This is a genomic window from Nonomuraea sp. H19, assembly GCF_052068215.1.
In the GTDB taxonomy this organism is placed as follows: domain Bacteria; phylum Actinomycetota; class Actinomycetes; order Streptosporangiales; family Streptosporangiaceae; genus Nonomuraea.
The window spans coordinates 396,131-410,344 of sequence record NZ_JBQHCV010000006.1; the positions used below are offsets into that span (position 1 = coordinate 396,131).

16 protein-coding genes are annotated in these 14,214 nt (G+C 71.1%); 5 read left to right on the forward strand and 11 right to left on the reverse strand.

Annotated elements, in window-relative coordinates:
* Positions 1 to 132 precede the first annotated feature (132 nt).
* A complete protein-coding gene (locus tag ACTMTI_RS15950; protein WP_441121100.1) occupies positions 133 to 1,266 on the forward strand; it encodes a cysteine desulfurase family protein in 1,134 nt (377 codons plus the stop codon).
* A complete protein-coding gene (locus tag ACTMTI_RS15955) occupies positions 1,263 to 1,508 on the forward strand; it encodes a sulfurtransferase TusA family protein (RefSeq protein ID WP_441121101.1) in 246 nt (81 codons plus the stop codon). Before ACTMTI_RS15950 ends, ACTMTI_RS15955 begins: the two co-directional genes overlap by 4 nt.
* A gap of 153 nt (positions 1,509 to 1,661) precedes the next feature.
* On the opposite strand, the gene ACTMTI_RS15960 is transcribed toward ACTMTI_RS15955, so the two are convergent.
* Together ACTMTI_RS15960 and erpA are read right to left on the reverse strand one after the other, a co-directional pair.
* A complete protein-coding gene (locus ACTMTI_RS15960; protein WP_441121102.1) occupies positions 1,662 to 2,648 on the reverse strand; it encodes a carbohydrate kinase family protein in 987 nt (328 codons plus the stop codon).
* A 98-nt stretch (positions 2,649 to 2,746) separates the two neighbouring features.
* Positions 2,747 to 3,100: an iron-sulfur cluster insertion protein ErpA gene (gene erpA, locus ACTMTI_RS15965; RefSeq protein WP_441121103.1), complete on the reverse strand. Its 354-nt coding sequence runs from the start codon at positions 3,098 to 3,100 to the stop codon at positions 2,747 to 2,749.
* A 163-nt stretch (positions 3,101 to 3,263) separates the two neighbouring features.
* Between erpA and nadA the strand changes: the two genes are divergently transcribed.
* Positions 3,264 to 4,415, forward strand: coding sequence for a quinolinate synthase NadA (nadA, locus tag ACTMTI_RS15970; RefSeq protein WP_441121104.1), 1,152 nt, complete (start codon positions 3,264 to 3,266; stop codon positions 4,413 to 4,415).
* On the opposite strand, the gene ACTMTI_RS15975 is transcribed toward nadA, so the two are convergent.
* Entirely contained in the window at positions 4,412 to 5,170 is a 759-nt protein-coding gene (locus tag ACTMTI_RS15975) for an alpha/beta fold hydrolase (RefSeq protein ID WP_441121105.1), read from the reverse strand. The two genes, nadA and ACTMTI_RS15975, sit on opposite strands and share 4 nt — an antisense overlap.
* A gap of 92 nt (positions 5,171 to 5,262) precedes the next feature.
* Between ACTMTI_RS15975 and ACTMTI_RS15980 the strand changes: the two genes are divergently transcribed.
* Positions 5,263 to 5,652: a winged helix-turn-helix transcriptional regulator gene (locus tag ACTMTI_RS15980; protein ID WP_441121106.1), complete on the forward strand. Its 390-nt coding sequence runs from the start codon at positions 5,263 to 5,265 to the stop codon at positions 5,650 to 5,652.
* A 99-nt stretch (positions 5,653 to 5,751) separates the two neighbouring features.
* Here ACTMTI_RS15980 and ACTMTI_RS15985 read toward each other — a convergent pair whose 3' ends face one another.
* The 7 genes from ACTMTI_RS15985 to ACTMTI_RS16015 all read right to left on the reverse strand — a co-directional run bounded on the left by ACTMTI_RS15985 (position 5,752) and on the right by ACTMTI_RS16015 (position 12,356).
* Entirely contained in the window at positions 5,752 to 6,351 is a 600-nt protein-coding gene (locus ACTMTI_RS15985) for an SIMPL domain-containing protein (protein WP_441121107.1), read from the reverse strand.
* 62 nt (positions 6,352 to 6,413) lie between these two features.
* Complete coding sequence (locus ACTMTI_RS15990) at positions 6,414 to 8,303, reverse strand: serine/threonine-protein kinase (RefSeq protein WP_441121108.1); 1,890 nt, start codon at positions 8,301 to 8,303, stop codon at positions 6,414 to 6,416.
* A 99-nt stretch (positions 8,304 to 8,402) separates the two neighbouring features.
* On the reverse strand, positions 8,403 to 9,764 hold the full coding sequence (locus ACTMTI_RS15995; protein ID WP_441121109.1) for an alpha/beta fold hydrolase: 1,362 nt from the start codon (positions 9,762 to 9,764) through the stop codon (positions 8,403 to 8,405).
* A 25-nt stretch (positions 9,765 to 9,789) separates the two neighbouring features.
* The gene (gene pspAB / locus ACTMTI_RS16000; RefSeq protein ID WP_441121110.1) at positions 9,790 to 10,347 is read right to left on the reverse strand and encodes a PspA-associated protein PspAB; all 558 of its coding nucleotides are present in this window, start codon (positions 10,345 to 10,347) and stop codon (positions 9,790 to 9,792) included.
* A 6-nt stretch (positions 10,348 to 10,353) separates the two neighbouring features.
* Complete coding sequence (gene htpX / locus ACTMTI_RS16005) at positions 10,354 to 11,253, reverse strand: zinc metalloprotease HtpX (RefSeq protein ID WP_441121111.1); 900 nt, start codon at positions 11,251 to 11,253, stop codon at positions 10,354 to 10,356.
* Positions 11,254 to 11,256: 3 nt separating this feature from the next.
* Positions 11,257 to 11,535, reverse strand: coding sequence for a PspA-associated protein PspAA (gene pspAA, locus ACTMTI_RS16010; protein ID WP_441121113.1), 279 nt, complete (start codon positions 11,533 to 11,535; stop codon positions 11,257 to 11,259).
* The gene (locus ACTMTI_RS16015; RefSeq protein WP_441121114.1) at positions 11,532 to 12,356 is read right to left on the reverse strand and encodes a PspA/IM30 family protein; all 825 of its coding nucleotides are present in this window, start codon (positions 12,354 to 12,356) and stop codon (positions 11,532 to 11,534) included. The genes pspAA and ACTMTI_RS16015 overlap by 4 nt, the downstream gene beginning before the upstream one ends.
* Positions 12,357 to 12,508: 152 nt before the next feature.
* On the opposite strand from ACTMTI_RS16015, the gene ACTMTI_RS16020 reads away from it, so the two are divergent.
* Entirely contained in the window at positions 12,509 to 13,093 is a 585-nt protein-coding gene (locus ACTMTI_RS16020) for a DUF3043 domain-containing protein (RefSeq protein WP_441121115.1), read from the forward strand.
* 189 nt (positions 13,094 to 13,282) lie between these two features.
* Here ACTMTI_RS16020 and ACTMTI_RS16025 read toward each other — a convergent pair whose 3' ends face one another.
* Positions 13,283 to 14,197 carry an SMI1/KNR4 family protein gene (locus ACTMTI_RS16025; RefSeq protein ID WP_441121116.1) on the reverse strand — a complete coding sequence of 305 codons (915 nt, stop codon included), beginning with the start codon at positions 14,195 to 14,197 and terminating at the stop codon, positions 13,283 to 13,285.
* Between the last annotated feature and the right edge of the window lie 17 nt (positions 14,198 to 14,214).

Here is a 14,214-nt window from a genome sequence, read left to right on the forward strand (position 1 = left end):
TGAAGCCCAAGAGTCTTTCCCTTGAGCGCTCGTATTTCCAGATGGACAGCTGATTGCAGACACATTAGCGTGCAGGTGTCTCGCCTCACCTCCCGACCCCTCGATGGGGCTGGAAGTGGGACGATAGGTCTCGTGGCGTATTTCGACGCGGCTTCGAGCGAGCCGCTCCACCCCCAGGCGCGCGAGGCGCTGCTGGCGGCGATCGACGTCGGCTGGGCCGACCCCGCGAGACTTTACGGCCAGGCCCGCCGCGCGCACCTGCTGCTGGAGCAGGCCCGCACGGAGGTGGCCGAGGCGCTCGGCGCGCGGCCCGACGAGGTGTCGTTCACCTCATCCGGCACGCAGGCCGTGCATCTCGGCGTCCTCGGCACCCTACACGGCAGGCGCAGGGCCGGACGCCACCTGGTGACGAGCGCAGTCGAGCACTCCAGCGTGCTGCACGCCGGCGGGGTGCACGAACGCGACGGCGGCACGGTGGAGACGGTGGGCGTGAGCCTGAGCGGGCGCGTCGACCTGGACCGGTTCGCCGCGGCCGTGTCGCGGCCCGGCACCGCGCTGGCCTGCCTGCAGACGGCCAACCACGAGGTCGGCACCCTTCAGCCGGTGGCGGAGGCGGCCGCGGCGTGCCGCGCGCACGGTGTTCCGCTGCTGGTCGACGCGGCGCAGACGGCCGGCCGGATGCCGATACCGCCCGGCTGGTCGGTGCTCACCGCCAGCGCGCACAAGTGGGGCGGGCCGGCCGGAGTGGGCGTGCTGGCGGTGCGCAAGGGCACGCGGTTCCGTTCGTTCCTGCCGGAGGACGAGCGGGAGCGGCGGCGGGTGCCGGGGTTCGAGAACGTGCCGGGCATCGTGGCCGCGGCGGCGGCCCTGCGCGCGATGGCCGCCGAGGCCGCGCAGGAGCAGGCGAGGCTCTCCGAGCTCGTCAGCAAGATCAGGGAGACGGTTCCCAAGATCGTCCCCGACGTGGAGGTGATCGGCGACCCGGTCGACCGGGCGCCGCACATCGTGACCTTTTCGTGTCTGTACGTCGACGGAGAGGCCCTGCTGGGCGAATTGGACAAGGCGGGATTCGCCGTATCGTCCGGAAGTTCGTGCACCGCTAGTACGCTTCGTCCATCGCACGTTCTAGAAGCGATGGGCGTGCTGACGCATGGAAATGTCCGGGTGTCGCTGCCCAGGGGCACGTCCGCGGCCGAGGTCGACAGGTTCCTCGACGTGCTGCCCGATCTGGTGCGCCGCATCCGCCAGGACGCAGGAGTCGCATGACCGAGGTTACCCAGCCGGCTTTGACGATCGACGCGCTCGGGAAGAAGTGCCCGATCCCCATCATCATGCTCGCTGAGCAGATCAACTACGTCCCGCTCAACGGCGTCGTGGCCGTGCTGGCCGACGACCCCGCGGCGTTCACGGACGTGCCGGCGTGGTGCAGGCTGAAGTCACACAAGCACGTGGGCTCGTACGAGCTGCCCGATGGCGGGTGGGCGATCCACGTCAGGCGCAACTACTGATTTTTCTGGAAACGGGCCTCCCCGTACGCGTCACCCACCATTGACGCCCCGGCACGCGTATCGACGCCCCGCCACTCGACGCCCCGCCACGCAAAGACGCCCCGCCACGCGCATCGACGCGCGGCGGGGCGATCTACGACTCGGCAGGGGTCCTCAGGGGTGGTAGCAGCGCACGTGCTGAGCGATCTCCTCGGCCGCGGCGGCGCCGTAGGCGGCCGCGAAGCGCTCGAGGAAGCCCTTCTGGCCGAGCTCGTACTCCTGTCCGCCCACCCGCTCGAGCACGTGCGTGGCGGTCAGGTTGCCGATCTGGCCGCACCGCTCCAGCGGCAGCCCCCAGGCCAGGCCGGACAGGAACCCGGCGCGGAAGGCGTCGCCGACGCCGGTCGGGTCGGCCTTGCCCTGCTCGGGGGCGGGGGCGACCTGGATGGACGGCTCGCCCTTGCGGTCGATGACGGCGCCCTTGGGGCCGAGCGTGGTGACGCGGACGCCGACCCGGTCGAGGATCTCCTCGTCGGACCAGCCGGTCTTCTGCTCGATGAGGCCCTTCTCGTAGTCGTTGGAGAACAAGTAGGCGGCACCGCTGACGAGCTGGCGGATCTCCTCGTCCGCCATGCGGGCGAGCTGCTGGGAGATGTCGGCGGCGAACGGGATGCCGCGCTGGCGGCACTCGTCGGTGTGCCGCAGCATCGCCTCGGGGTCGTTGGGGCTGATGATCACCAGGTCGAGGCCGCCGATGCGGTCGGCGACGGGCTGCAACTCGATCAGCCGGGCCTCGGCCATGGCCCCGGTGTAGAAGGAGGCGATCTGGTTGTGGTGCTCGTCGGTGGTGCACAGGAAGCGGGCGGTGTGCCGGGTCTCCGAGATGTGCACGGAGTCGCAGTCGACGCCGTGGCGCTCCAGCCACGACCGGTAGTCCGCGAAGTCGTTGCCGACGGCGCCCACGAGGATGGGCCGGAGGCCGAGGCAGCCCATGCCGAACGCGATGTTCCCGGCGCAGCCACCGCGCCGGATCTGCAGGTCATCGACCAAGAACGAGAGTGACACCCGGTCGAGCTGCTCGGCGATGAGCTGATCGCCGAAGCTTCCTGGGAAGGTCATCAGGTGGTCTGTCGCGATGGAGCCGGTAACGGCGATGCGCACGGGATTCTTCTTCCTCGTTGTCAGCAAGCCAATGAGCCCCACGAGAATACGCGAAGGTCCCGCGCGCACAAAGGCGAGCGGGACCTCGTGCCGGCGACTTAGTTGAACGAGTCGCCACAGGCGCAAGAGCCGGTGGCGTTGGGGTTGTCGATGGTGAAACCCTGCTTCTCGATCGTGTCGACGAAGTCGATCGTGGCGCCCATCAGGTAAGGAGCGCTCATCCGGTCGGTGACCACGCTGACGCCGCCGAAGTCCGTCACCACGTCGCCGTCCATCGAGCGATCATCGAAGAAGAGCTGGTAGCGCAGGCCGGAGCATCCACCCGGCTGCACGGCGACCCGCAGCTGCAGACCTTCCTCGCCCTGCTGCTCAAGCAGGCTCTTGACCTTGGCGGCGGCCGCGTCGGTCAGGACCAGGCCCTGCGTCGTGGTCTCGCTGCTCTCAACCGTCATCTGCTGACTCCCTAACCCGGCTGTCTGTTTCCGACGTCCTACTAATGACGCTACCAACACCTGCGGCATGCCACACATTCCCCATGGCCCCTCCCTCGGAATAAACGGGTTCGGCCATGTGTCATGATGAGTATCGTCAAACCGACGATAAGGGGGTGTGGTCATGGCCACCCAGACTGGGCTGCCGCTCTTCGTCCTCGGCAGTGGCGCCGATCCGCACAGCGAGAAGGGTGTCGAGTGCCCGGGCGAGCTGCCGCCCGCGTCCGACCCCGACCTGGTGGAACGGGCCCGCAAGGCCAAAGAGGCGCTCGGCGATCGCCTGTTCGTGCTCGGCCACCACTACCAGCGCGACGAGGTCATCCAGTTCGCCGACGTGACGGGCGACTCCTTCAAGCTCGCCCAGCAGGCGGCGGCGCGGCCGGAGGCGGAGTACATCGTCTTCTGCGGCGTGCACTTCATGGCCGAGTCCGCCGACATCCTGACCTCCGGCGCCCAGAGGGTGATCCTGCCGGACTTGGCAGCCGGGTGCTCGATGGCCGACATGGCCACGTTCGACCAGGTCGAGGAGTGCTGGGAGGCCCTGGAGGACGCCGGACTGGCCGATCAGGTGATTCCGGTCACGTACATGAACTCCAGCGCCGACATCAAGGCCTTCTGCGGCAGGAACGGCGGCGCGGTCTGCACCTCCTCCAACGCCCGCCGGGCCCTGGACTGGGCGTTCCAGCAGGGCGAGAAGGTCCTGTTCCTGCCCGACCAGCACCTGGGCCGCAACACGGCCGTGCTGGAGATGGGCATGTCCCTGGACGACTGCGTGGTCTGGAACCCGCACCGCCCGAACGGCGGCCTGACCCAGGAGCAACTGGAGCGCGCCAAGATGATCCTGTGGCGCGGCCACTGCTCCGTGCACGGCCGCTTCACGGCCGAGTCCGTGGACGACGTACGTTCCCGCATCCCCGGCGTGAATGTCCTCGTGCACCCGGAGTGCCGCCACGAGGTCGTCCTGAAGGCTGACTACGTGGGCTCGACCGAGTACATCATCAAGGCCCTCGAGGCGGCACCGGCCGGTTCGAGCTGGGCGATCGGCACGGAGCTGAACCTGGTCAAGCGGCTGGCGCAGATGTTCCCCGACAAGAACGTCTCGTTCCTGGACCGGACGGTCTGCTACTGCTCGACGATGAACCGGATCGACCTGCCCCACCTGGTGTGGGCACTGGAGTCCCTGGTGCTGGGCGACGTCGTCAACCAGATCACGGTGGACGAGGACACCACGCACTGGGCCAAGGTCGCGTTGGACCGCATGCTCGCCCTCCCCTAAGCGCCGCCGGTCAGGAACGCCAGCACCTGGGGGAGCACCTCCGCGGACCTGTCCCAGCAACCCTTGTGATCGGCGTCGGGCAAGGAGAAGAAGCCGGCGCCGGTCCGCGCGGCGAATGCGCGCATCGGCTCATGCCAGGGATCCTCGGTGCCCGCGTACAGCAGCATGGGCACCCCTGAGGCCGCGAGCTCGGCATGGAGGCCGGGCTCGCGCGAGAACGCCTCATAATTGGCGAGGAAGGCACCCAGGTCGCCGGAGCCGATCAGCGCGGCCTGATAGGGATCGGCGGCGGCGCCCTGCTTCACCAAGGAGTAGGCGTCGCTGTCGGCGGGCAGGCCGAATCGCCGCAGCGTGGGCTCGATCGCCGAGCGGAAGCCGCCGATGGGATCGAAGCCGCCGGCGACCAGGCGCGTCAGCCGCTCCGGCGCGTGCGCGGCGACCGCGTAACCGGTCATGGCCCCCAGCGAGTATCCCCAGAACGCGGCGCGATCGGCGCCCACTTCATCGAGGACGGCCGTGACGACCGCGACGCGCCGTTCCAGCGCGTATGCCGCGATCTCGTGCGGGGCGTCGCTGCCGCCCAGCCCCAGAGGGTCGATGGCGATCACCGTGTAGGCCGCCGTCAGGGCCGCGGTGTATCCGCTGTGCGCCCAATGCGCCGCGTCCTGGAACATGCCCGGGTGGAGCACCACCGGGGGGCCGTCGCCGGCGACCTCGTAGGAAATCTTGAAACCGTTGCTGCGGGCGATGGGCACACGTCCTCCATGGGCTTGTACGCAGGAACGTTACAACTTGTAACGGGACCCATCGTGAAGCATGATCAGACGGTCCGGAAGGAGGCACTTTCTTGTCGCAACGGAACATCGCGGTAACAGACCAGCCCGGGGCCGGGGCCGGCCCGGAGGATTGCCCGCTGCCCGAGGTGCTGGCCTTGATCGGCGGTAAGTGGAGTGCCCAGGTGCTTGTGGAGCTGGGCGCGGGACCGCGCAGGTTCACCCAGCTGGAGCGGGCGATCGAGGGCATCAGCCGCCGCATGCTCACCGTCAGCCTGCGCGACCTGGAACGCAACGGGCTCGTCACCCGCACCGTCCATCCGGACTCCCCACCGCGAGTGGAGTACGCCACCACGCCCTTGATCGAGGACATCCGCGAGCCTTTGGAAGCGCTCACGGCCTGGGCCCGCCGCGCCGCTCCCGTGATCACCGCGGCCCGCCGGACCTACGACAGCCACCGCTGACCGGGGCGTGCGCTTCACCGGCGCCCCGGCTGATCACCCAGTCCGCTGCGCGGGTTGCGGGCGTCGTCCTCGTGCCAGGTGGCGTCCGGGTCGGCCCCCCTATGCGAACTCGTAGCCGACCTGGACGGTGACCGTGAGGGTCTGGCGGCCGGGGCTGATGGAGGCGCTGGTCTCCGCTGCCGCCGCGGCCATGGTCAGCGGCTGCGGACCGCTCTTGACGTCCTCGCTCACCGAGACCACCCGCCCCAGCGGCCGCCCGGCCAGCTCCGCGTATTGCCCAGCCTTGGCGGCGGCGTCGCGGAACGCCCTGATCCTGGCCTCCCTCAGCACGCCGGCCGGATCCGACAGCTCGAACGCCACCCCGTTGAGCCTGGCCTCCTCCCCGACCCCGGCCACCGTGTCGATGATGCGGTCGGCCTGGGCCAGGTCGCGGATGACGACCTCGACGCTCTGCGCCGCGCGGTACGCGGCCACCTTCGGGTAGGCCTCGTACTCCGGTCCCAGCGACAGCTCGGTCGTCCGTACGTCCTCCGCCGCGATCCCCGCCTGGCGCAGCGCCTCGGCGAGACGGGCGGCGGCGGCTCTGGCGGCGGCGAAGGACTCCGCGGCGGACGCCCTGCGCACCTCGACGCCCGCGTGCAGCCGCAGGATGTCGGGCGCGGCCAGGACGGCGCCCTCGCCGACAACGGTGATGTCCACGCCTGCTCCCTTCCGCCTCGATCCTAGATCGCTTCTGCGGCGCCGCAAGGACCCAGAAGGACCTATGCGGCGCTGCGGGTGAAGCGGAAGGCCATCTTGTCGAACTCGGCCTTGTCGGGCGCGGTCGCCAGCACCCGGCTGACCTGGCCGGACATGTCGATCACGACGGCCTCGTACCCGGCGCCCCCGGTCCGCCAGACCGCCAGGTGGTCGTCGTCCCACCATCCGATGACCCTGTGGGCGGCGAACGGGATGATGATCGGCCCGGTGTCGTCGCCCGCGCTGGAGCGGGCGCAGAGCGCGGTGCCGGCCGTGGTGCAGTGGGCCAGGAAGCGGGTGCCCCCCGGCGCGATGTCGTCGCCCTCCACCCACACCGGCGACCCCACGTCCGGCAGGGTACGCAGGAGCTTGCCGTTGAGGTCGTAGAACGTCATCGCGCCGCCTGCCCACGTGCCGACCGACCGGCCGCCGGCGTCCCAGAAGAAGCGCCACTCCCCCGCGCCCTTCTCCTTGATCTGGAACGCACGTCCCTTGCCGGAGGCGACGTCGATGATGCCGAACCCGTACTCGGCGGTCTCGCCGTCGGTGCCCCTGTGGAGCGTGACCAGGCCGTACTTGCCGTCGGGCGACCAGCGCGGCGTGGTGGGGAAGACCGGCTTGGGGCTCACTTTGACGATGCGCTTCTCGCCGGTGACGTGGTCGACGATCGACACGGTGGCGTAGTAGTCGCTGCTGTAGTCCACGTCGGTGCCGAGGGCCAGGTTGGTTCTGGAGTCCAGGGCGTACTCGAAGTAACGGGTGTCGGAGGTGAAGGCGCCGGTCGCGTGTGCCCTGACATAGAGGCGCTTGCCGCGGTTCACGGTGTAGGAGGCGAGCTTGACGGGGTCGCCCTCGCTCTCCTCGATCCGCACCGACGTGCCGGGCAGCGCGATGGAACGGCGCGCCGGCACGGCGGAGGTCGTCACCGCCGCCGTGGTCAGAGCGGCGGTGGAGGTGATGCCCGCGCGCTGGGCGTCGAGGCGGATGGCGGCGAACGTCGTGACCGCCACGAGCGCCAGCACGCCCGCGACGATCCAGCCGGTGGCCCGGCGCGCCGTGATCGTTGCGGGATCGCCCGGCGCCGAGCCGCCCGGGGCCGCGGCGGCGCTGCCCTGGTGGAGGAGGCCGGAGGGCTGGGCGGCGGGCGTGCGGCCGAGCAGGCGCAGCAGGGCCTCGCTCGCCGACGGCCGCCCGGCGGGCTCTTTGGCCAGGCAATCCCGTACCAGCGCGCGCAGCCGCGGATCCTCGATGGCGCCGGCGTCGGGCTCGGTGTGCAGGATCCGGTTGACCACCGCGGGCAGGCTGTCCTGCCCGAACGGCGGCTCCCCCGACGCGGCGAACAGCAGCGTGCACGCCCAGGCGAACATGTCCGACTCCGGCCCGGGGGCCGCCTCGGCGAGTTGCTCGGGCGCCATGTACGAGGGCGTGCCGATGGCGGCCCCGGTGAGCGTCGAGGCGAAGTCGAGCGCCCTGGCGATGCCGAAGTCGATCACCCGGGGGCCGTCGGGGGCCAGCACCACGTTCGACGGTTTGAAGTCGCGGTGCACGATGCCCGCCTGGTGGATCGCGACCAGGGCGGTGACGGTGCCGATCGCGAGCCGGTGCAGGGAGGCGCCCGAGCGGGGTCCCTGCGTGCGTACGACGTCGGCGAGGGTGGGGCCGTCGATGTACTCGCTGACGATGTACGGCCGCCCGCCGAACAACCCCGTCTCGATGACCTGCGCCGTGCAGAACGACGCCACCCGCCTGGCCAGCGCCACCTCGCGGACGAACCGCTCCGACGCCTCGGCGTCGCCGGCCAGCTCGGCGCGCAGGAGCTTGAGCGCGACCTTGGTGCCGTCCGGGGCCGTGGCGAGGTAGACGATGCCCTGCCCGCCCGCGCCGAGCCGCCCGGCCACGGTGTACTCGCCCACCGACGCGGGATCCTCTGGCCTCCGGTCCGCGAGGTCCGGCATCGACAACCCCCACATATGGCGTCTTTGCCGCCATTCTGGTGGGTGGCCCCGTTCCCGTCACCCGTCAGGGAAATCGTCTGACACCACCTCGACCACCGCTCCGGGGTTGTCGATCTGGACCTGCCGCCCGCCTTCCGGCCGGTGTACGAGCTTGCCTCCGAGGTCCGCGGCCAGCCGCTCGGCGCACCCGCCGGCGCCGAGCACCGTGACGGGCACGTCGGGAAACGGCTTGTCCGCCCTGATCCGGCGCAGCTCGGCGGCCATGTCGCGGCGCGCGAGCCATTCCCCGGCCACCGCCGCGGGCACCTTGCCCATGCGGTAGACGCCGATCGGGTCGGGCACGCCGGTCAGCAGCCGGTGCGCGGCGGGCCCCGCGAGGCGGGCCACGGCGGTGGCGGCCCACGTGCCGCCCAGCGCGGGCAGCCAGCCGCCGGCGGCCCTGGCGAAGGCCAGCGGCCCCCGCTCCCCCGCGCAGGCCGGATCCACGAGCACGAGCTTGGCCACGCGCAGCGGATGCATCCTGGCGAACGCCTCGGCGTGCCAGCAGGCCACGCCGTGCGCGACGACGGTGACCCGCTCCGGGTGGGCGGGTGCCAGCGCGGCCAGGCGGGCGACCTCGTCGTACAGCGTCGGCGGGGCGGGCGAGCACGGGCTCAGGCCGAGCCCGGGGCGGTCGAAGCGGATGACGCGGCGGCTCCTGGCCAGTTCCCGCGCCACCGCGTCCCAGTGGAACCAGGCTCCCGCCGGGCCCGCCGTGATGAGCACCGCGGGCCCCTCGCCCTCCTCGACCACGTGCGGCATGCCGTGCTCCGCGGGGCACGGGTCCCCGACGAGCAGGCGGAGCGCCACGTACACGAGCCAGGTCGCGATGAGGGCCAGCTGCGCGCGGTGCGCGACGCCCACGCTGTGCCCGTCGGCCAGAGCGGCTCCGGTGAGCGCCGTGGCGGCCAGGCTCAGCCAGGTGAACAGCCATGACACCCACGACCGCCACCGCGCGCTGAGCAGCGCCATGGCGGCCAGCACGGCGGCCGTGGCCAGCGTTCCGGCCAGGAGATGCGCGCGGTGCCCCCAGGACATGCCCCGCTGCCCGCAGCCCGGGTCGCTGAGCGCGGCGCAGTCCAGCGGGAACAGCCCGGCCACGATGGTGAGGAGCGCGAACGCGGCCAGCGCCAGCCAGCCCGGCCACTCTCGCGCCGCCCTCGGCACGAGCGCCACACCGACCGCGCACGCCAGACCCGCCAGCGCGTCGCTGACCCGGAACAGGCGCGTCCAGGGCTGGTCGATGGCGGCCAGCTCGCTGACGTACCCGTTGGTCATGTCGACCGCCGGCGTGGTGAACTGGCCGGTGATCCAGGCGCTGGCCAGCACGGCCGCCACGATGAACGCGGAAGCCGCGAGGACGTACAACCTTCGCTCCACGTGATCATTAGATCACCCGGCGCGATCACAGTCCGGGAGCGCCCCATACGGGGAACCAGCGGTTGAGCTCCGCCTCCAGCGGCAGCTCGCCCTCCAGCGCGCCTCTGACCTGGAGTTCGAGCGCGGTGTCCCGCTTCTGCCCATCGAGCGGGGCGAAGGGGTAGAACGTGCCCCGCTTGTACAGGTAGACGATCGCCAGCCGGTGGCCGTCCGGGTCGGCGAACGACGCCAGCGAGCACAGCAGCGAGGGTCCGAACCCGGCCGACTCCAGCGAGGAGTTGACCGCGTGCAGCTCGGTGACCAGGTCGCTGAGCTGGTCGGGCGGGCGGCGCACCAGCAGCCAGGTGTAGCCGTAGCCGTCGTCGGACTCCTCGACGCGCTCGCCGAGCAGCGCCTTGACGTCGCGTTCGAGCGTGGCGAACGCGCCGCCCTCGGCGGCCCTGAAGGACACCGAGCCCTGGCCGGTGGGTTCGAGGCCGGTCGCGGCCTGCAGCGTCACGGCCGCGGACGGCAGCGCGAACAGCGCGTCGAGGTCGGGCTTGGCCGGCTTCGACCGGCCGAGCAACGCGTCGAGCCAGCCCATATGGGTTCAGCCCCTTCCGAGCTGCTTGGAGATGTCCGCGAGCTGCGCCAGCCGCCGCTCCAGCGGCGGGTGGGTGGAGAACAGGCCTGCCAGGGACTCCCCCTTGGCCAGCGCCGGGGCGAAGTAGAAGGCGTTGAACGGCTCCGCCTCGCGCAGGTCGCGGGTCGGGATCCGGGCCATGTCGCCGGTCACCTTGGTGAGCGCGCCGGCCAGGGCGGAGGGTCGTTGCGTGAGCAGCGCGCCGGCCCGGTCCGCGGCCAGCTCGCGGTAGCGCGACAGGGCGCGGGTGAGCAGGAAGCTGACGGCGTACACGACGACCGAGACGAGCAGGATGATCGCTCCCACGGGCACGCCGCCCTGGCCGCCGTTGCGGCGGCCGCCGAGCCCCGTGTAGAGGGCGAACCTGGTCATGAGCCCGGCCACGATGCCGAGGAACGAGGCGATCGTCATGACGGCGACGTCGCGGTGCGCGACGTGCGAGAGCTCGTGCGCGAGCACTCCTTCGAGCTCCTGGGGCTCCAGTCGGCGCAGGATGCCGGTCGTCACGCAGACGACGGACTTCTTCTGGTTGCGGCCGGTGGCGAACGCGTTGGGGACGTCGGAATCCGCGATCGCCACCCGCGGCTTGGGCATGTCGGCGAGCGCGCACAGCCGGTCGATCAGGCCGTGCAGCTCCGGGGCCTCCTGCGGCGAGACCTCTCTGCCGTGCATCGCGAACAGCGCGATGCGGTCGGACAGGAAATACTGCGCGAGCAGCAGGCCCCCGGCGAGCACCAGCACGGTCAGCGCCTGTACGCCGAGGGCGATCAGGACGCCGGCGAACACGACGTAGAGCAGGCCGAGCAGGAACATCGTCACGACCATGCGGCTGGTCAGGCCGCGGTCGGACGCGAACCGCGCTTTCACGGCTCAGCCCGGGATGAGGCCCTGGTCGCCCAGCATCTCCCGGACCTCCTCGATCGAGGCGTCCGCGGGGGGAAGGATCAGCTCTGACGGCTCAAGGCTGTCGTCGGGGAGCGCCTTGCCCACGTGGCGCACCTTGTCGAGCAGCGCGTGCAGCTTGGTGCGGAAGGCCTGCTCGTCGCCGGTGTCGATGGCCGCCTCGAGCTCGCTGTCGAGCTCGTTGAGCACCGCGATGTCGTCGGTGGAGATCTCCACCTGGCCCTCGCCCATGATTCTTACGATCATGCGTTCTCCCCGGGCTGGCGCAGCTGCTGGGTCTGGCCCTGCTGCTGCGGGTGAGCCTGCTGCTGGGGCTGGGCCTGCTGCTGCGGCTGGCCCGGCTCGATGGCGCCCTGCGGCGCGGGGCCCTGGCCCAGCTCGGCCTTCATCTTGGCCAGCTCCAGCTCCACGTCCATGCCGCCGCCCATGCGGTCGAGCTCGGCCTGGATGTCGTCGCCGCGGGTGCCGGTGTAGTCGTCGAGCGCGCCGCTGGCCAGCAGCTCGTCGATCGCGCCTGCGCGGGCCTGCATCTGAGCGGTCTTGTCCTCGGCACGCTGGATCGCCAGGCCGACGTCGCCCATCTCCTCGGAGATGCCGGAGAACGCCTCGTTGATGCGCGTCTGCGCCTCGGCGGCGGTGTAGGTCGCCTTGATCGTCTCCTTCTTCGTGCGGAAGGAGTCGACCTTGGCCTGCAGCCGCTGGGAAGCCGTGGTCAGCTTCTCCTCCTCGGCCTGCAGGTTGTCGTGCTGGACCTTGAGGTCCGCCATCTGCGTCTGCAGATTGGACCGCCGCTGCAGCGCCTCCCGGGCGAGGTCCTCGCGGCCGACGGACAGCGCCTTGCGGCCCTGCTCCTCCAGTCGCCTGGCGGACTGCTCAAGGCCGTTGATCTGCAGCTCCACCCGCTTGCGCGACGTGGCGACGTCCGCCACTCCCCGGCGCACCTTCTGCAGCAACTCGAGCTGCCGCTGATAGGAGTAGTCCAGGGTCTCGCGCGGATCCTCCATCTTGTCCAAAGCCTTGTTGGCCTTGGACTTGAAGATCATCGAAAGTCTCTTCATCACGCTCATGCGCGTCGGCCGTCCCCTTCTAGGTCGTGCTGGTGGTCACCCAATGCAGCGCAGCCGCCTTGGGATTACCCTACGCATAACGCACGGGGGCGTCACTAAGTTGCAGTCCAGGTAGGGTTGACGTCGTGTTGCGACGCCGTTCCCAGACCTCAGTGGACGACACCCCCGTCCCCGTTGACGATCCTAAGCCCCAAGGTAAAGGTCGTCCCACACCCAAGCGCCGGGAGCAGGAGAGCAAACGGCGCCAGCCCGTGCACGCGCCGAAGGACCGTAAAGAGGCCTATCGGCAGATGCGGGCCAAGCAGGCCGCCGAGCGCGACAGGGCCCGTAAGGGCATGCTCGCCGGCGACGAGCGGTATCTCCCCGTTCGCGACAAGGGCCCCGCGCGCAAATTCGCGCGTGATTGGGTCGACGCGCGGCGGCTTCCCAGTCAGTATTTCCTGCCATTCTCCCTCCTCATCCTGCTGGCCACGTGGGTCCCCTGGCCGATGGCGATCCGCGCCCAGGTGCTGGGCTACGTGGTGACGATCGGCTGGCCCATCATGATGATCGGCGTGCTGTTCACCTCCGTCTACGTGGCCTGGAAGGTCAAGAAGGAGGTGGCGCTGAAGCTGCCGGACGAGAGCCTCAGAGGAGTGGGGTTCTACGCGTCGATGCGGGCGCTACAGATCCGCCGCCTGCGCTTCCCGCCGCCCACGGTGCTGCCTGGCGGCAAGCCGGTGCCGCCCAAGAAGTAACCGCACCGCCGCGGACGCCCGCTCTCTGCCATCTGGCGCCGCCGTGCGGCGCGGTCATCGTGGCGCCGGTCCAGGTGCGCGGCGGCGCGGCGCGGCGCGTCCGTCGTGGACGGCGCGCGCGCTGTTCGGCGTGGCCGTCGTAGCCGTCGTGGCCGTCGTGGGCTCGGGGACGGTAGCCACGGCGGCCCGTCAGGGCGCTTCCGCCCACTCCAGCCACCCGCGCCGCACGACCGGCCGCCACCCCCTGACGTCACCGCCCCTGTCCACGGCGTCGGCGACGTCGCGGAGCATCGCGTGGTAAGAGGGCCAGATCGGGTCGGGGCCGGCGACCGGCCTCACCACGCGCCCGCTGTCCGGATCGAGCTCCAGCCCGCTGCCGCCGAACGGAATGAGCCGCCCGGGAAGCCGGTCCCGCGCGCACTGCTCCCGCCAGAGGTCGCGGATCACGCGCACGCCCCACAGCTCGTGAACGCCGACGGCGAACTGCGTCTCCACCGCGCCTGACATGCCGTTGTGGCGCAGCAGCGAGGCCCTCAGGTCGTCGGGGAAGTCCACGCCCATCTGGGACTCGGCGATCGCGATCGTGCGCGCCCTGCCGGGCTTGCCAAGGGTCCGGTACGTCCGGGGCGCGTTCGCCGTCAGCCACCGCTCGATCCGCCGCCACTGCCGGTCCACCGCCCGCTTGATCTTCGGGTCGATCGGCCGCACCGTGACCGGGCGCCGGGCGGCGAAGCAGTCGGGGCCGGGGGTCTGGACCGGCGGTTGGGTGGGGACAGTGCTAACCGGCGGCGGCGTGGCCGTGACGGACGGGTTGGTGAGAATGACCACGCGCTGACCCACCGTGAGAGCCGCCTGCTCGGCCTGGTACGCCCGCCAGGCCGCCGCGGCCGTACTCTCCGCCTCCGCGGGGATCAGCGCGGCCGCCACCGTCACCGCCACGATCGCCGCGATGGCGGCCCACGCCAGGCCCATCCGCGGGCCGGGTGACGGTCTCGGCGGCACGGGCGCGGGCTGCTTGCCGGGCATGCGGGCGCGGCGGCGCAGCCGTACCGCTATCGCGGTCAGGATGGCCGTCGTCAGCGCCAGCCGTACGAGCTTCAGCACGTCGCGCACCCTATCCC